This window comes from Actinocrinis sp. (assembly GCF_035946395.1).
Lineage (GTDB): Bacteria > Actinomycetota > Actinomycetes > Streptomycetales > Catenulisporaceae > Actinocrinis.
In genome coordinates this window covers 13,937-31,498 of sequence record NZ_DASYZI010000394.1, presented here as the reverse complement: position 1 = coordinate 31,498, position 17,562 = coordinate 13,937, and the positions used below count along the sequence as shown (strand labels likewise).

Genomic DNA, 17,562 nt, shown 5'->3' with positions numbered 1-17,562 from the left:
CTCGTCCGCGGTGACGTTGGCGCCCTCGATCTGGCCGACCAGCATCGCCACCGCGGCGCGGCCCATCGCCTCGATCGGCTGGCGCACCGTGCTCAGCGGCGGATCGGTGCAGCTCATCAGCGAGGAGTCGTCATAGCCGACCACCGAGATCTGGTCGGGCACGCGCAGCCCCGCGCGCCGGGCCGCGCGCACCGCGCCGAGGGCGATCAGGTCGCTGCCGCAGACTATGCCGGTGATGCCGCGGCCGATCAGCCGGGACGCCGCGGCCTGCCCGCCTTCGAGCGAGAACATCGCCCGCTCGACCCAGCCCGCCTCGTAGGCCAGCGAGCCGGCCCGCGCGGCCGCCTCGAACGCGGCGTGCTTGCGCCGGGAGGGCATGTGGTCCGCCGGGCCGAGGATCAGCCCGATCCGCTCGTGGCCGAGCGCGGCCAGATGCCCGAACGCCTGCTCGACGGCGACCGCGTCGTCGGTGGACACGCGCGGGAAGTCGAGGTGCTCGGCCGCGGCGTTGACCAGCACCACCGGCAGCCGCAGGTCGAGCAGCCGCAGATAGTGCTGGTGCGGGGCGTCGGCCTCGGCGTAGTGGCCCCCGGCGAACACGACCCCGGAGACCTGCTGCTCCAGCAGCATCTCGACATAGTCCGCCTCGGACAGGCCGCCGGCCGTGCGCGTGCACAGCACCGGGGTGAACCCGCGCTGCGCGAGCGCGCCGCCGACCACCTCGGCCAGCGCGGGGAAGATCGGGTTCTGCAACTCCGGCAGCACCAGGCCGATCAGCCGGGCGCGCTCGCCGCGCAGCTGCGTCGGCCGCTCGTACCCCAGCACGTCGAGCGCGGTGAGGATGGCCGCGCGCGTCCCTTCGGCGACCCCGGGTTTGCCGTTGAGCACCCGGCTGACCGTGGCCTCGCTGACCCCGGCCTTCTTCGCCACCTCCGCAAGCCTCCGTGACATGCCGCAAGAATACCGCACGGCCTTGCAAGTCGGTGCAAGTCTTCCAACTCGGCGTCAACTGAACTCCGCCGATCGTCGACCGCGGGAACGCCAACCCGGCGCCCGCCAGCGGCAAAGCCAGCAAACGATCGCCACCGAGCTAGCAAATTGCGAAAATTTGTTTAACTGTTGCACTGATCTGTCTAAGACACTAGGGTGAGGATGCCTTGCCAGCCCGCCTCCGCAGCCGCCGCACTCGGCTGCGGAGGCGGGCTTGTTCCCGGCCTATGCGGGTGTGCGCACCCTCGAATCAATTTGCCTGGACGAGGCGCCCACGCTCGCGATTGGTTTGGCTCATGCGCCGTTCGGCACCCGCTCCCGTCGTCCGGGACACCCTCGACCACCGCTTCCGCGGCGAACATCCGCTGCTCACTCTCCGCTACCTCTTCCACGACGACCGGGGCAAGCTGGCCGTGGCCGTGGCCGCCTACGCCGTCAAGCACAGTCCGATCTGGCTGCTGCCGCTGATCACGGCGGACGTCGTGGACGTCGTCGTCTCACACCGGCCGATCTCACGGCTGTGGCTCAACGTCGGCGTGCTGCTGGGGATCCTGTTCCTGAACTACCCGATGCACCTGCTGTACGTGCGCTCGCTCAACGGCAGCGTGCGCCGGATGAGCACGGCGCTGCGCTCCGCGCTGGTGCGGCGGATGCAACAGCTGTCGATCGGCTATCACTCGCGGGTCAGCGCCGGAGTGTTGCAGGCCAAGGTGATCCGGGACGTGGAAACCATCGAGCAGATGGCGCAGCAGACCTCGGACGCGGGCCTCGCGGCCGTGATGACGCTGCTCGGCGGGCTGACCGTGATCGGGCTGCGGGTGCCTGCCTTCCTGCCGATCTTCCTGGTCATCGTGCCCGCGGCGGCACTGCTGGTCACCCGGCTGCGTACACGGATGCGCATGCACAACGAGTCGTTCCGCCGAGAGATGGAACAGCTCTCCTCCCGGGTCAGCGAGATGGCGAGCCTGATCCCGATCACCCGCGCGCACGGCGTGGAGACCACCGCGGTCGGCCGGGTGGACGGCTCGCTGCGGCAGGTACTGCTGTCCGGGCTGCGGCTGGACGTGCTCAACGGCAGGTTCGGCGCGCTGGCCTGGATCTCGCTCAACACGCTCGGCGTCGGCTGCCTGACCGGCTCGGCACTGGCCGCGTACTACGGCTGGTGGGGCCTGACGCCCGGCGACGTGGTCATGCTCAGCGCCTTCTTCACCACGCTGACCGGCTCGACCACCTCGCTGATCAGCCTGACCCCGGTCATCACCAAGGGCCTTGAGTCGGTGCGCTCGGCAGGCGAGGTGCTGGAGGCGCCGGACCTGGAGAGCAACGCGGGCAAGGCCGAGGTCGCCGCGGTCGAGGGCCGGATCTGCTTCGAGGGCGTCGGCTTCACCTACCCGGAGTCCGGGCAGCCGGCCGTCTCGGGCTTCGACTTGGCGGTTCACGCCGGCGAGACGGTCGCGCTGGTCGGGCCGTCCGGCGCGGGCAAGTCCACCATCCTCAATCTGCTGATCGGATTCATCCGGCCGACCGAGGGACGGATCCTGCTCGACGGGGTGGACATGGCACGCCTCGATCTGCGCAGCTACCGGCGTTTCCTGTCGGTCGTGCCGCAGGAGTCGATCCTGTTCGAGGGCAGCGTGCGGGAGAACGTCGGCTACGGCCTGCCGGAGGTCGACGAGCGTGCGGTGCGCGACGCGCTGCGGGCGGCCAATGCGCTGGAGTTCGTCGAGCGGTTGCCGGACGGCCTGGACACCGTGATCGGGCAGCGCGGCGCGCGCCTGTCCGGTGGCCAGAAACAACGCCTCGCCATCGCGCGGGCGCTGATCCGCGATCCGCGCGTGCTGATCCTCGACGAGGCCACGTCCGCACTCGACACGCGCTCCGAATCCCTGGTGCAGCAGGCGCTGGCCCGGCTGGTGCACGGCCGCACCGTCTTCGTGGTCGCGCACCGGCTGTCCACGATCCGCGGCGCGGACCGCATCGTGGTGATGGACCAAGGGCGCATCGTGGAGATCGGCAAGCATGAGGAATTGCTGAGCCGGAACGGCGCCTACGCGAGGATGCACCTGCCGCACGCCGCAGTATTTCGAAGCCAACCAGAAGATCAGATCATCTGACCCGCGCCAAAAGGGATCAGCGCACGGAAAAGGATCAGCAGCGAAAAAAGACTCGTGCCCGAGCCCGGCGCGGCTCGGGCACGACCCGTGACGCTGAAGGTACTTCCCGCATCGGCCGGACACAGTTCCCTTGACGATCCCTTGACCGACCTGGCCAAGGATTTACCGCGCAACGCCGGCTGGCTCAGAGATCTGGTCCGCACTGGCGGCAGCGATCCCGATCGCGCAAAGTGTCATCCGACCTGCGGTCGACATGGCCGCGGCAGCTCTGAAAACCATCACACCGGCTCGGACCACATATGCAGTTGCACACGAGTCCGCAGCTCTCGCAGATCTGGCATGATTTTGCACGCCTCGCACGCCATTGTTCAGCGCGTCCTGGTCAGTGCTTCCAGCGGGTGCGCTCGACGATCTGTTCGGGCGTCGATCCGGCGAACAGGGCGACCTCGCCTCGACGCACGGCGGCGACGGTGCTCACGAACAGCGTGCCGAACGCCTCGGCCAGCACGTCGTCGGCCTCGAACGCGGCCACCGCGCCGCCCAGCGAGGACGGCAGGGGCTTGATGCCGCGCCCGGCCACATCCTCGGCCGACAGTGTCGCCGGATCGACGTCGACCGGATCGGGCAGCTTGGCGCTCGCGGCCAGCCCGGCGCGGCCGGTGGCCAGCAGCGCGGCGATCAGAAGGTAGGGGTTGGCGGCCAGGTCGAAGCATTTGATCTCCAGGTTGGCCGCGTTCGCCGCGTCGCCGGGCGATCCGGCGACGAAGCGCAGCGCGGCCTCCCGGTTCTCCAGGCCCCAGCAGGCGAACGCCCCGGCCCAGTGTGACGGAATCAGCCGCAGGTAGCTGGCGACCGCCGGGGCGCCGAGGACGAGCAGCGCGGGCAGGTGCCCGAGTACGCCCCCGGCGAATGCCTCGCCATCTGCGGTCAAGCCGTGGCGTCCGTCGCCGCCGGCCATCAGGTTGCTGCTCTGATCGTCCGCGTCCGCGCTCCACAGGCTCAGGTGGACGTGACCGCCGTTGCCGACGCCGCCGGCCACCACCTTCGGCGAGAAGGTCGCGCGCAACCCGAAGCCGGCGCTGACCGCGCGAATGGTCTCGCGCACCAGCACGAGCGTGTCCGCCGCGCCGACCGGGTCCTCGGCGGCCACGGAGAGCTCGTACTGTCCGGCGGCGTACTCGGGGTGGACCTGGTCCACCGCGACGCCCTGGGTGCGCAGCGCATCGATCAGCGTCGTGAGATAGTCGGACTGCTCGACGAGGCGCGTCATGCTGTATGCGGGGCCTGAGCATGCGGGCACGAACTCGTCGCCGCCACTCTGCGAGACGCACCATTCGACCTCGAACGCCGCGCGCGCCGCGTAGCCGTCGGCCGCGAGCCGCTCCACCTCGCGCCGGGCGAGGCTGCGCGCGTCGAGCGGATGCACGGCGCCGTCTTGGCGGTAGCGGTCGGCGGGGGCCCAGGCCCAGCCGGGTTGCGCGGCCAGCGGGGTGATGCGGTCCAGATCCGGCATCAGGCGCAGGTCGCCGCTCGGGCCGCCCGCACCGGGAGCGGACACCGAGGAGTCGTCGATCAGGAACGTGTCAAAGCACGGCGACATGCCGACGCCCCAGGCCGCGGCGCGTTCCAGTCTGGCCACCGGCACGCCCTTGACCCGGGTGATGCCGCTGTTGTCCACCCACGTCACGGCCACGGCGCTGACCGTGCCGCGCGCCTCGAAGTCCTCGGCGATCCGCCTGGCGCGGGCCGCGCGCTCGTCGCGCTCGCGCTGTTCCAGGATGTCCCACTGTCCCATCGCTGTCCCTTCTTACCCGACCAGCCCAGTGCATTGATTTCGTGCGGACGAGTCTGCCGGATCGCGGCGGAAAAGTTTGTCACATGTAGCGTGCGCTACTTACCCATCAGTACATGAAGCGTCACACTGTGCGCCAGACGCACCTCAGAGCCCTGTCCTGTGAGGAGTCGCTCATGGCGACCCAGACCCTGCCCCAACCCGCCGTCGGACTGCGCCGCACGCTCAGCGTCTGGCAGGCGGTCGGGCTCTCGGTCGCGCTGATGGCGCCGAGCATGGCCGCCAACATCAATCCGCAGGCCAGCGTGCCGTCGGTCGGCCGGGCGGTGCCCCTGGCCTTCCTGCTCGCCGCGGTCGGCGTGCTGCTGGTCGCCTACGTGTTCGTGCGTCTGAGCCAGTACTTCAACCATTCAGGATCCGTATATGCCTTCGTCGGCGCGACGCTCGGCCCGCGCGCCGGAGTGGTGGCCGGGTGGGGGCTGCTCGGCACGTACGTCTTCTACGGGGTGACCACCTCGTCGGTGGTCGGCATCTTCGGCACCTCCTTCCTGGAGGAGATCGGCGCCTGGCACAACCCGCCGGCCCGCGCCGGGTACGCGCTGACCGCGGTGACGCTCGCGCTGTGCTTCCTGCTGACCGCGATCCCGGTGCGCCGCGGCACGAACCTGCTGCTGGTGGTGGAGGGCGCGACCGTCGCGCTGATCCTGGCGGTCTCGGCGGTGGTGCTGGTCAAGCTGCTGTCGCACGACACGCCGTCCGGGCAGCACTTCACCATGAGCGTGTTCACCGTGCCGCCGGGCACCGGCACGTCGGCGGTCTTCCTCGGCATCGTGTTCGGTTTCCTGTCCTTCGCCGGCTTCGAGGCCGCGGCCACGCTCGGCGAGGAGGCCGCGCGCCCGCATCGCGACATCCCGCGGGCGATCCTCGGCACGGCGATCTTCGGCGGCATCTTCTTCACCGTGGTCACCGCGGTCGAGGCGATGGGCTTCGGCACCAACGCCAAGGGCGTGGCGGCGTTCGGCGCGTCGCAGTCGCTGATCGGCGACCTGGGCACCACGTACGTGGGCTCCTGGGTCGGCGACACGATCACCCTGGGCGCGATGATCAGCGCGTTCGGCTGCTGCCTCGCCTGCACGGTGGGCAGCGCCCGGCTGCTGTTCGCGCTGAACCGGGACGGCCTCGGGCAGCGCGGCCTGGGCAGACTCTCGGCGATGGGGACACCGGCGCGCGCCGGCGGCGCAGTGGTCGGCATCATGGCGGTGACGATCGTGATCAGCATCCTGAGCCTGTCGGCCGTGCCGGAGAACACGTTCACCTGGGGCGGCACGATCGGCACGCTGATCCTGCTGGTGGCATACCTGCTGACGACGATAGGCGCGATCCGGCTGTTCTTCGTCCAACGCCGCATGGCGATCCCGGCCTGGCAGATCGTCATACCGCTGGCCGCAATCGTGCTACTCGGCTACACGCTGTACCGCAACGTGATCCCGTACCCCGCCTGGGGCTCGTCCACGTTCTGGCTCCCGGTGGTCTCGGGCGGCTGGCTGTTCGTCAGTATCGTCGCAGTACTGGCGGCACCGGCGACGGCGCGGCGAATGGGCGTGAAGCTTACCGAAGCGGCGGGAATAGCCGCAGCGGCCAACGCCGTCCCGGGATCTGAAGCTGGGTCCGGCCCCGGACAGCCGCCCTCAGACAGCACAGTGGCACTGGAAGGCGGCACAAGCTGAGCAGCCGACCGATCGACCACAAGCCCATTGACTACGAGCCGGGTAACAACCAGTCGGGTAACCACCAACTCGTTCGTCACCAACTCATTGATCATCACTGCCACGGTGTGATTCGCCGCGACCTCGACCGGCCCGGCTTCGAGTCACTGCTCACCGAAGCCGAGCCAATCAGCTCGGCCGGTCCAATCAGCTCGCCCAGGTCGATCGGCCAAGCCGGTCCGATCGGCTCGCCTGGGTCAATCAGTTCAGCCGGTTCGATCGGCTCGCCCGGGTCGACCGGTTCAGCTAGGTCGCGCGGATCTCTCGGTCCACTCGGCGGCAGCCTCTTCGACTCGCAGATCGGCTTCGCAATACGGCGCTGGTGCGCGCCACTGCTCGATCTGGAGCCGCACGCCGCGCCCGACGCGTACCTTGAGCGCCGTGCCGAACTCGGCCACACCGAGGTGACCGGCCGCATGCTGCGCGCCGCCGGTCTCGAAGCGCTCTGCGTCGACACAGGATTCGAACCCGAGCCGCTGCTCTCCCCGCAAGAACTCGGCCAGGCTGCGGGCGCATCATCATACGAAATCGTCCGTTTGGAGCAGGTCGCCGAGCAGGTCGTGAAGGAGATCATCGCGGGCGACAGAGGGTACAGCGGCACGGGTGGCAGCAGCAGAGCGGCTCAGTTCCGTGGAAGCGGCGGCGGGAGCAACGGCGGCAACGTGGCCGGGCCCGTCAGCACTGGCAGTGGCGGGGGCGGGGGCGTCGGGGGCGGCAACACCGCTGGGTTCGTCGGCACTGGCAGTGGCGGCGACAGTGAGAGCAGCAGCGGCAAAACGGCCAGGCTCGCTGGCACTGGCAGTGGCGGCGGGAACGGCGGCAACAATACGGCCGGGTTCGTTGGCAGCGGCAGTGACAGTGGCGTTGGCGGCGACAACACAGCCGGGTTCGTCGGCGCTGGCACTGGCGGCGACAGTGAGAGCAGCGGCGACAACACGGCCAGGCTCGTCGGCACTGGCACTGGCACTGGCAGTGAGAGCGGCAGTGGGAGCGGCAGCGGCTCGGCAGGGTTCGCTGATGCGGTCCGAGCCCGGCTTGCTGAGCATGCCCGCACGGCCGTCGGCTTCAAGTCGATCGCGGCATACCGCTACGGCCTGGATCTGGCGGGCGAACGGCCCGCCGACGCCGACGTCACGGCCGCTGCGGATCGGTGGCTGACCGATCTCGTCCGGCGCGGTCCCGGCGCGCCGGTCCGCCTCGTGGACGAGACTCTGCACCGGTTCCTCATCTGGTGCGGCGTGGACCTCGGGGTGCCGATCCAGTTCCACGTCGGTTACGGCGATGCCGACGTCGATCTCGACCGCTGCGATCCGCTGCTGCTCACCCGGCTGCTGCGGGCGATCGAACCCACTGGCGTTCCGGTGCTGCTGCTGCACAACTACCCGTTCCACCGGCACGCGGGCTATTTGGCGCAGGTGTATTCGAACGTTTTCCTCGACGTCGGCCTCGCCACGCACAATCTCGGTCACGGGTCCCGGGAGCTGATCGCGCAGGCGCTGGAACTGGCGCCGTTCGGCAAGTTCCTCTACTCCTCCGACGCCTTCGCGCTACCCGAACTGCACTACCTCGGCGCACAGCTCTTCCGTCGCGGCTTGGCGGACTTCCTGCGTGCGGGAGTCGAGGACGATGCGTGGACCGGCGCGGACGCCGACCGGGTCGCCGAGCTGATCTGCGCCGGGAACGCCCGTCGCGTATACCGTCTCGATGCGCGTTGATCCAATGCCGCCTTATGGGTGACGCATGGCGGCTAAAGTGTCCGGGTGACCGACCGAATGAGTGATCTACATGAGTGATCTGCACACTGTGCACGACCCCTTCGCCGACTCTCCCGGCCGCTTCGGCGACAACGCCACCATCGAGGTGGAACCGACCGAGATCGGCCCGGTGCACACCACGTACGCGCCGAAGCACGACGGCGACCCGGACCCCGGGGAGATCGTCTGGACGTGGGTGCCCTTCGAGGAGCACGACGGCCGCGGCAAGGACCGCCCGGTACTGATCGTCGCGCGCGAGCACACCGGCACGCTCCTGGCCGTGCAGCTGACCAGCAAGCGCCACGACGGCACGCAGGACTTCGTGGACGTCGGCTCAGGCCCCTGGGACAGCGAGGGTCGCGAGTCGTGGGTCAACCTTGAGCGCGTCGTCCGGGTGCACGAGAAGGGCATGCGCCGCGAGACGTGCGCCATGGAGCGGCACCACTTCGACGTCGTCGTCGCCCGCCTGCACAAGCGCTACAACTGGACTTGAGAACCTCGGGACCTGAGAACTCACAGTCCGACCCGGGCCTTCCCGCGCCAACTGCTTGTTGACAGCCCCATGACAGCCCCATTCTCCGCACGTCATCCGAATGAGCGAAGAACGATCATGAGATATCGGGCATTTCTCCTTATTGAATAAGGCCATTGCTCGATGATGAGCCCGGATCGTCCCGGTCTGCGTATCGCTCGCCCGGACGACGTGCGGAGGATGGGGCTAGCTGCGCGGGAAGGACTCGATGATGCGGCCCTTCAGGTCGGCCAGCAGGTAGGCGCTGCCGTAGTCGTCGCCGAGATAGATGCCGAGCCCCGGGCCCTGGTCGATCCAATTGCCCTCGACGATCACGTACTGCGACGTCGGGTGCGGGATCTTCAGCTGCTTGCCAGCGGCGGAAAGCAGCGTGGGCAGCGCGTTCCAGTTGACCGCGCTCAGGTCCACCGGGACCTCGTCCGTGATCGTGCCGCCCGACTCCCGGGTGAGGTTGCCGCCGCGGTACCAGTACTCGTCGTAGAGGGTCGGGTCCGACGCGGTCTCCGCCTCAAGGGCGGCGTAGTCGGGGTAGAGGACGAGTTCGATGATCTTCCTGTTGCCGAGCTGCTGATGGATGACGTTGACCAGTGCGCGTGCCCCGGCGGGGGTCAGCAGGTTCGACGCCTGACTCTGGTCACCACCGCCGCCGCCATCGGCCGACGCGCTCGGGCTCGCCCCACCCGAAGTGCCCGCCGACGGCGAGGCGGTGCTGGACACGCCGCCTGTGTTGTTGCCGCTGTTCCCGTTGTTGCCGGTCGACGCCGACGCCGGCGAGTCGTGCAGCGTCCAGACGAGGGCCAACGCCAAGCCGACCGCGGCAGTACCGGTGATGGACGCGACGAACGCGGCCGTGCGGCGACGGCGTGGCCCGGACGTCACGTTCACGTTCCCGCTCGATGACGCAGACGCGTATGGCGTCGGCGCGTTACCAGCACCGTTCTGCGCGTATACGGCGTCCGTCGGCCCGAAAGCCGCTTCTGGCCCGTACGCCGCGCCGGACGGGCCGAACGGCGGGATCGGCGAAACGTACGCCGCTGCCGCGTTGCCGTACATCATGGAGATGGCGCCCTGCTCGGCGTAGGCGAGCAGGTGGTCCAGCCGCGGCGCGTCAGGCCGGGCCGCGGGGTCCCGCACCAGCAGTTCCCTGAGCACCGGGGTGAGCGAACCGGCGTGTATCGGCTCGGGGATCCGGGAGTCGAGCACGGCGGCGAGGGTCGCGAGGGTGGTGTCGCGGTGCAGCGGGTTGTAGCCCTCAAGAGCGACGTACATCATCATGCCGAGCGACCAGAGATCCGAGGCCGGATCGCCTTCCTGCCCGCGGATGCGCTCGGGGGCGACGTACTCCGGCGAACCGACCAGCGCACCGGTCTGGGTGAGGCTGTTCGCCTCGCTCAGCGCGGCGATGCCGAAGTCGGTGAGCACCGGCGTGCCGTCCAGGTGCAGCAGCACGTTGGCGGGCTTCACGTCACGGTGCTGGATGCCCGCGGCGTGCGCGGCACGCAGTGCGGCGAGCACGCCGCGACCGATGTGCGCCACCTCCTGCGGCGGCAAGGGTCCGCGCTTGATGCGATCATCCAGCGAACCGCCGGTAACCAGCTCCATGACAAGCCACGGGTGCTGATGCTCGACGGAGTCGACGATGTGGTAGATCGTCACGACGTTCGGGTGGTGCAGTCGCGCGAGAGCGCGGGCCTCACGCAGCACCCGCTCGCGCAGCACGTGCGCCGCGACCGGGTCGTCGTCGAACACCTGCTGCGCGGGTCGTACCTCTTTGAGTGCGACCTCACGCTGCAACATGGTGTCGCGAGCGCGCCACACCAGGCCCATGCCGCCGCCGCCGAGCCGTTCCAGCAGCTCGAAGCGGCCATCCACGAGGTCGCGACCCGACCCCCCAGCATTCATGGCGGCACTATACGGGACTGACACGACAGGATGGTGCCATGCCGTGGCGGCGCGGCGATCAGGGCACGTCGACGGTGAAAGCGGCGGTGTGCAGCTTGCCCGCCGTCTGGAACTGGACGAACAGCCGCCACGTGCCGCTCTCCGGGAACAGCGCGTCGGCAGTGAGCGCACCGGATCCGCCTGCGCCGCCGGAGCGCCCGGTCGAGAGCAGATGCGCGAAGGCCGCGTCGCCGACCCGGAACGCGGTCAGGTGGGCGTAGCCGTCGAGGTAGCGATCGAAGTAGCCGACCGGCTTTCCGCCGCTGGTCACGTTGACGGCCAACGGGATGGTCGTGCCGGACTTGAGCGCGCCGGAGAGCGTGACGTCGTAACCGTCCGCCGCGGTGGACAACGACGGCGCGGGCAGCGGCGTGTCGGCGGAGCGGCCCGGGACGTTCAGCGGGTGCGACAGCACGTAACGCTGTGGCGTGCCGGCGCTCGAATCCGGTGCGGCGAACGTGACGTACGTGCGGTAGGAACCGGGCTGGAGCGGCGGCAGTTCGACGGTCCAGGTGCCGTCCTCCCGCATCGTCGGGTCGAACTCGCGGTACCCGGTCAGGTCCGAGCGGATCAGGTAGAAGACGACGAGCTTGCTCTCATAGGGCTGATACCGGGTGACCGCGTGGTCGTCGGGCCCGGTGATGTGGAAGGTGAAGCCGGCGGGGCTGCCGGCGGCGACCGTGTCGGTGGACGGCAGGTAGATGTAGCCGCTGACGTTGTCGGCGAGGCCGGTGCCGCGCGCAGCCGCCTCGGCCACGGCGGAGGGCGCGGCCGTCGGCATGTCCGCCATGTCGGGCATGTTCGAAGAGCCCTGTATATCAGCGGCCTTCGGCGAGGAGCAGGCCGCGGCGGACAGGACCGTACCGGTCAGCGCGGCCAGCAGCGCCACCGCCCGAATCCGACTCTTGGCTGAACGTACTGACACGTTGGACGCCCCTTCCGTTCGCGGGACCGAGCCGCCGCAGGGCCCGCACACCCTCCGGCGGCTCGGCTGTGCACCTACTGCCATTTGTCGACTGTTATTCGCCTACTGTGACAGGTCGGTCGTCATCACGGACTCGTGCACGAAATGCTCGCGGGCACCGCGGGAGTGCCCGTGAAGTTCGCGGTGAACCCGAGCGTGGTGCTGGCGTTCGGTGCCAGTTGGCCGTTCCAGCTGGCGGACTTGATCGTGGCCAGCGAGCCCGCCTGTGACAGCGTGCCGTTCCAGGCGCTGCTGATGGTCTCTCCGTCCGGCAGCGTCCAGCTGACCGTCCAGCTGTTGATGGTGGACGTGGTGGGGTTGGTCACCGTGATCCCGGCCTGGAAGCCGCCCGGCCAGGTGTTGGTGATCGCGTACGCGGCGCTGCACTGCACGGTGGGCGGCGGAGGCGCGGTCGCGCCGATGCCGGTGACCTGGCCGGTACCGCCGTCGAAGACGACGTCGGAGCAGCCGTAGAAGGTCTCGACGCTGTCCGAGCGCGCCCAGATGGAGTAGATGACGTGGCGACCGGTCTTGGCGGCGGGCAGCGTCGCGTTCCAGTAGTAGTAACTACTGATGCTGCCCGGAGTACCCACCGACGGCGGCAGGGTCACCGTGGAGAACGGCGTGGACTCCAGGTCGGCCCAGGTGAGCGGCTTGGTCTGGTCCCAGCCGTCCTTGGTGATGTAGAGCGAGAAGGTGCCCGGGTGCGCCGCCCACTTGTTGTACTGGATCTGCATGGTGGCGCCCGCGGTCAGGTGGGTCACCGGCCAGTTGGCGTTGACCTGGTCGAACCCGGAGAAGTCGTAGTAGTTGCTGTTGCCGCTGCACAGCTTTCCGTCCGGGATGAGCGCGGACGTCTCGCCGCTCGTGGTTCCGCTGCGGTTGCCGACCGCGAACCAGTTGTACAGCGGGGTGGTGCCACTGGTGGCGATCGCCGCCTGACACGCCGGGTTCTGCGGAATGATCTGTCCGGTGGAGGTGAGACCGTCCTCGTAGCAGAAGAAGGTCCGGCTCCCCGGGATCATCATCGCTCCGTGCGCCGACGCGGGAGTTGCGCTCACCATGGTCGCGAGCAGCGTCGCCGCGGCGATGACGCCGGACAGTGCTATTTTGTTACGCTTCCTCACGTTACCCACCCTTCTTGGGTCCTGAGGGAGGCTTGGTCCGGCGGGAGCGTAGTATCGACGCGCCAACCGGTGAACGGCGCAGGACCGCGGGCTCCCGGCCGACCAGCGAAATCAATGCGTATATACACGCCCAGACGCAGGTCAGGGGCGACAGGGGGCTGAGTCGCGAGATCACATTCCGGACGAAGCGGATGAAAGTTTCGGTAATGGAGTGTAAAGCGTCGAAACATTCGACAGTGGCCGACAGTCACCAGCGGTGTTCTGGCAGCGTTCCGGTAGCGTCCTGACAGGGCGCCGGAAACGTTCTCACGCTGCGCGCACTTACCGGCTGCGCAGGCCGTCCATCAGCAGATCGAGCACGCGGCCGGCCTGCGCGCGGTTCTCGGCTCCGCCCGCGACGAGCGTCACGCCGGTCAGGCCGGCGAGCACGTCAGCCGGGTCCACATCGGCACGCACCGTCCCGGCGCGCGCCCCGGCGTCGATCAGTGCACTGACAGCGCTGGTGAGCTTGACGCGGCTGTGCACGTACGGATTCCCGCCGGACGCGACGACCTGGCGCAGCGCGTCGGCCATGCCGCGCTTGGTGGTCATGTAGTCGACGAAGCGGTCCATCCACGCGCGCAGCGCCCGATCGGGCGGCATGCTCGCGATCAGCTCGGGCACCGGATCGCAGAGCTTGGCCAGCTCACTGCGATACGCCGCCTCGACGAGCGCTTCACGCGTCGGGAAGTGCCGGTAGAGCGTCCCGATGCCGACGCCCGCTTCGCGCGCGATCGCCTCCAGTGTCGGCTCCGGCCCGCCCTGCGAGCGCGAGAAGGCGCGCACCGCGACGTCGAGCAGCCGCTCACGGTTGCGCTGCGCGTCGGCGCGCAACGGCCGGTCCCCGCCTGCCACGATGCCGCCTCCTCTCGCTCGTCGGCCGGGTCTTGGATCGTACTGGTACGACCCCCTCCCTCAGGAACACCGTCCGCCGGGCGCCGTGTGACGGTACGCAATCAATACTCTGAGTATCACTGATACGGGTGATATCTCTTGCCCGGCGCCGCGCTCGTCTCCAGACTCCGAAGCGAGGCGACCGACGACGAGGAGAGGCGGGCCGCGGTGTCCCAGCCGTTCGAGCTGCCGGATTTCTACATGCCGTATCCGGCCCGTCTCAATCCCCATCTTGAGGGTGCCCGTGAGCACTCGAAACTGTGGGCGCGGGAGATGGGGATGCTCGAAGGGTCGGGCATCTGGACCGAGCAGGACCTCGACGCGCACGACTACGGCCTGCTCTGCGCGTATACGCATCCTGACGCTTCCGCGCCGGAGCTCGACCTGGTCACCGACTGGTACGTCTGGGTGTTCTTCTTCGACGACCACTTCCTGGAGACCTTCAAGCGCGCCAACGACCGCGCGGGCGGCAAGGCGTACCTCGACCCGCTGCCCGCCTTCATGCCGATGGATCCGGCCGTCGGCACGCCCGAGCCGGCCAACCCGGTGGAGGCGGGCCTGGCCGACCTGTGGGCGCGCACCGTCCCGACCATGTCAGAGCACTGGCGCGCCAGGTTCGCGCAGAGCACCGAGCACCTGCTCAACGAGTCGCTGTGGGAGCTGTCGAACATCAACGAGGGCCGGATCCCCAATCCGGTCGAGTACATCGAGATGCGCCGCAAGGTCGGCGGTGCGCCGTGGTCGGCGGGCCTGGTCGAGCACGCGGCGATGGCCGAACTACCGGTCCGGATCGCCGGAACCCGGCCGATGAGGGTGCTGCGCGACGCCTTCGCGGACGCCGTGCACCTGCGCAACGACCTGTTCTCCTACGAGCGCGAGACACGGCAGGAGGGCGAACTGAGCAACGGCGTGCTCGTACTGGAGAAGTTCCTCGGCTACGACACGCAGCGCGCCGCCGACAAGGTCAACGAACTGCTGACCTCGCGGCTCCAGCAGTTCGAGCACACCGCGCTGACCGAACTGCCCGTCCTGTTCGCCGAACACGCCCTTGATCCGGTGTCCTGCGCGAAGGTGCTCGCCTATGTCAAGGGACTGCAAGACTGGCAGTCCGGCGGGCACGAGTGGCACATGCGCTCAAGCCGCTACATGAACAAGGGCGCAAGCACGGCGGCGGACGCCGGCACCAACGCCGACCTGGCGACCATCGGCCTCGCCGCCCCCGGCGCCAACGCGCGCCTGGCACTGCCGTTCGGCCTGACCGAGCTCCCCCTCGCCGATCTTGGCCTTTCCGCCGCGTTGCCGCGCTCGCTGTCCGGCGTGGCCGGTGGCGAGCAGCGCCTCAGGAGCTTCTCGCACGTGCCGTTCGAACCCGTCGGCGAGATCCGGCTGCCGCGGTTCGAGATGCCGTTCGAGCTGCGGATGAATCCGCACCTGGATCAGGCGCGGCGCAACGCCATGGCGTGGTCGCGCCGGATGGGCCTGCTCCAGCCGCAACCCGGCGATCCGTCCTGCGGGATCTGGAACGAGCCGATGCTCGCAGGGTTCGATCTCGCGCTGTGCGCCGCGGCCATCAACCCGGACGGATCCGCGCAGGAGCTGGACCTCGGCTCGCAGTGGGTGGTCTGGGGCACCTACTGGGACGACCTGGTCCCGGCCCTCTACGGCTCGCGCCGCGACCTCGCCGGGGCGAAGCTGGCGGCGGCGCGGCTGCCGCTGTTCATGCCGCTGGAGACGTCACAGGGCCCTGCCGTGCCGGCCACCGCGCTGGAGCGCGGCCTCGACGACCTGTGGCGGCGCACCGCGGGTCCGATGGACGCGGACGGCCGCGCGTCGCTGCGCTCGGCGATCGAGAAGATGCTCGACGCGACGCTCTGGGAGCTGGCCAACCAGATCCACAACCGGATCCCCGACCCGGTGGACTACCTGGAGATGCGCCGCGACACCTTCGGCTCGGACCTGACCATGAGCCTGGCACGGCTGCGGCACGGCGACCGGGTGCCCGCCGACGTCTACCGCACCGGAACGATGCGGTCCCTGGACAACTCGGCGGCGGACTACGCCTGCCTGGTCAACGACCTGTACTCCTACCGCAAGGAGATCGAGTTCGAGGGTGAACTGCACAACTGCGTGCTGGTGGTGCGCAACTTCCTCAACTGCGGCCAGGACGCGGCGATCGACATCGTCGCCGACCTGATGAACTCCCGGATGCACCAGTTCCAGCACGTGGTCGGCGCCGAGATGCCGGTCATGGCCGACGACTTCAAGCTCGACGACGGTGCGCGCGAGACGCTGGGCCGCTACGTGCGGGAACTGGAGAACTGGACGGCAGCCGTCCTCAACTGGCACCGCGACACCCGGCGGTACGACGAGGAGTCCCTGCTGCGCCGATTCGGCCCGCGACCGCAGGCCCCGTCCAGGACAACAGACGCACAACAGTGGCACCACGGCCCGAAGGGCCTGGGCACCACAGGCGTACTGCTCGCGACCCGGTTGCCGAAGCCCAAGTCCACCGTTGAGATGGCCGAGATGAGCGAGGTGGCGCGTACCTGATCGCGATCCGGACTGCGATCCGCTCGGGCCGTTGCGCTCACCGACCCGCTCAGCGTCCGACTCACGTGCGCGCCTTCGCGACCGCCCTGCCCACCGCGTCCTCGACCGTCGACTGGGTCACGCCGGAGATACCGACGAGATAGACGACCACGACGCAGTTGTTGGTGTGTACTGCGACGATGTTGCCGGACGCGCTGACACCTCCGGCGATCGCCACGGAGAGCGTGAACGAGTACGAACCGTCGCCGAAGCCGGGCAGAGCGGCTTTGGCGATCGTGAACGTGCTCTTACCCGCCGCGCTTGAGTGCGTGTACGTGGTGCACTTCGGGACGCCGCTCACGAGCAACCGCCACGCTTTTCCCGCCTGATCGGCGCTGCCGGCGGCGAGCACCTCGACCAGAAACGGCCCGCCCAGGCCCCGGCTGAGGTCCACCTCGCCGCGATCTGCTAGCGGCGCGTTCCACAACGTGGCGTTGAGCAACGGGCAGTCGGCGGTCTGCGGCGCGTCGGGCGAAGCGGCGTCGACGCTCCATCCACTGGGCAGGTCCCCTGGCGACAACAACTTGGCGGCGATGCCGGTCGGGCTCGGACTGCCGCCTGCGTTCCCGCTCTGCGACGCTGCGCCAAACGCGGAAGCCGCGGAGCCCGAGGAACTGGAGGCACAGCCGGTAGCAGCCACGGCGACCAACGCGACCGCCCCGAACGCGGCGACGCAGGAGTCGAATCGTGACGTGCGCATGCAACCCCCTGGGCTCGGTGCTGACGCACGCAGGGTAGCGGTCGAAGGATCATCGAGTCACGAGATCGCCGAAACTTTTCCGAGCCGGCCCACCACGGTGAAATCTGACAGCGCTGTCAGACGGTTTGCGATCCTCTCTCAGACGGTTTGCCGTTCTCCGCTGCGCGTTTCAGGCTTGTCACCAGGGCTCGCTTCGGGGTCCACTTTGAGACCTGATGGGCCTGTTATCTGAGTCCAGACATCGAGATACGGCGTAACAAAAGCCCCACACAACACTTTGGCGAATTAATGCCACAGTGTTTCGCTCAGTACATGGCTAACGGAGTCTCAGGTGAGAGAATGGGAAGAGATCAGGCATCC

At 68.9% G+C, this 17,562-nt stretch carries 11 protein-coding genes and 1 pseudogene; 5 read left to right on the top strand and 7 right to left on the bottom strand.

Annotated features, from left to right (window positions below; genetic code table 11):
* Nucleotides 1-951: LacI family DNA-binding transcriptional regulator (locus VGS97_RS24545; protein ID WP_326856005.1), on the bottom strand; the 951-nt coding region annotated here is incomplete at its 3' end.
* A gap of 335 nt (nt 952-1,286) precedes the next feature.
* On the opposite strand from VGS97_RS24545, the gene VGS97_RS24540 reads away from it, so the two are divergent.
* Entirely contained in the window at nt 1,287-3,104 is a 1,818-nt protein-coding gene (locus VGS97_RS24540; RefSeq protein WP_326856004.1) for an ABC transporter ATP-binding protein, read from the top strand.
* A 382-nt stretch (nt 3,105-3,486) separates the two neighbouring features.
* Here the strand turns inward: VGS97_RS24540 and VGS97_RS24535 are convergent, their stop codons facing one another.
* A complete protein-coding gene (locus VGS97_RS24535) occupies nt 3,487-4,899 on the bottom strand; it encodes a glutamine synthetase family protein (RefSeq protein ID WP_326856003.1) in 1,413 nt (470 codons plus the stop codon).
* Nucleotides 4,900-5,072: 173 nt separating this feature from the next.
* Between VGS97_RS24535 and VGS97_RS24530 the strand changes: the two genes are divergently transcribed.
* The 3 genes and pseudogenes from VGS97_RS24530 (at nt 5,073) to VGS97_RS24520 (ending at nt 8,909) form a co-directional block, all read left to right on the top strand.
* The gene (locus tag VGS97_RS24530) at nt 5,073-6,623 is read left to right on the top strand and encodes an APC family permease (protein ID WP_326856002.1); all 1,551 of its coding nucleotides are present in this window, start codon (nt 5,073-5,075) and stop codon (nt 6,621-6,623) included.
* 1,037 nt (nt 6,624-7,660) lie between these two features.
* A pseudogene (locus VGS97_RS29670) lies at nt 7,661-8,377 on the top strand (amidohydrolase family protein); the annotation flags it as partial.
* A gap of 70 nt (nt 8,378-8,447) precedes the next feature.
* A complete protein-coding gene (locus tag VGS97_RS24520; protein ID WP_326856000.1) occupies nt 8,448-8,909 on the top strand; it encodes a type II toxin-antitoxin system PemK/MazF family toxin in 462 nt (153 codons plus the stop codon).
* Between the two features lie 225 nt (nt 8,910-9,134).
* Here VGS97_RS24520 and VGS97_RS24515 read toward each other — a convergent pair whose 3' ends face one another.
* The 4 genes from VGS97_RS24515 to VGS97_RS24500 form a co-directional block, all read right to left on the bottom strand.
* The gene (locus tag VGS97_RS24515; RefSeq protein ID WP_326855999.1) at nt 9,135-10,850 is read right to left on the bottom strand and encodes a serine/threonine-protein kinase; all 1,716 of its coding nucleotides are present in this window, start codon (nt 10,848-10,850) and stop codon (nt 9,135-9,137) included.
* Between the two features lie 58 nt (nt 10,851-10,908).
* A complete protein-coding gene (locus tag VGS97_RS24510; protein ID WP_326855998.1) occupies nt 10,909-11,778 on the bottom strand; it encodes a hypothetical protein in 870 nt (289 codons plus the stop codon).
* 161 nt (nt 11,779-11,939) lie between these two features.
* Nucleotides 11,940-12,980: a lytic polysaccharide monooxygenase auxiliary activity family 9 protein gene (locus VGS97_RS24505; protein ID WP_326855997.1), complete on the bottom strand. Its 1,041-nt coding sequence runs from the start codon at nt 12,978-12,980 to the stop codon at nt 11,940-11,942.
* Between the two features lie 321 nt (nt 12,981-13,301).
* Nucleotides 13,302-13,874 carry a TetR/AcrR family transcriptional regulator gene (locus VGS97_RS24500; protein ID WP_326855996.1) on the bottom strand — a complete coding sequence of 191 codons (573 nt, stop codon included), beginning with the start codon at nt 13,872-13,874 and terminating at the stop codon, nt 13,302-13,304.
* Nucleotides 13,875-14,081: 207 nt separating this feature from the next.
* On the opposite strand from VGS97_RS24500, the gene VGS97_RS24495 reads away from it, so the two are divergent.
* The gene (locus VGS97_RS24495) at nt 14,082-16,463 is read left to right on the top strand and encodes a terpene synthase family protein (RefSeq protein ID WP_349262249.1); all 2,382 of its coding nucleotides are present in this window, start codon (nt 14,082-14,084) and stop codon (nt 16,461-16,463) included.
* 61 nt (nt 16,464-16,524) lie between these two features.
* Here VGS97_RS24495 and VGS97_RS24490 read toward each other — a convergent pair whose 3' ends face one another.
* Entirely contained in the window at nt 16,525-17,202 is a 678-nt protein-coding gene (locus tag VGS97_RS24490; protein ID WP_326855994.1) for a hypothetical protein, read from the bottom strand.
* Nucleotides 17,203-17,562 lie beyond the last annotated feature (360 nt).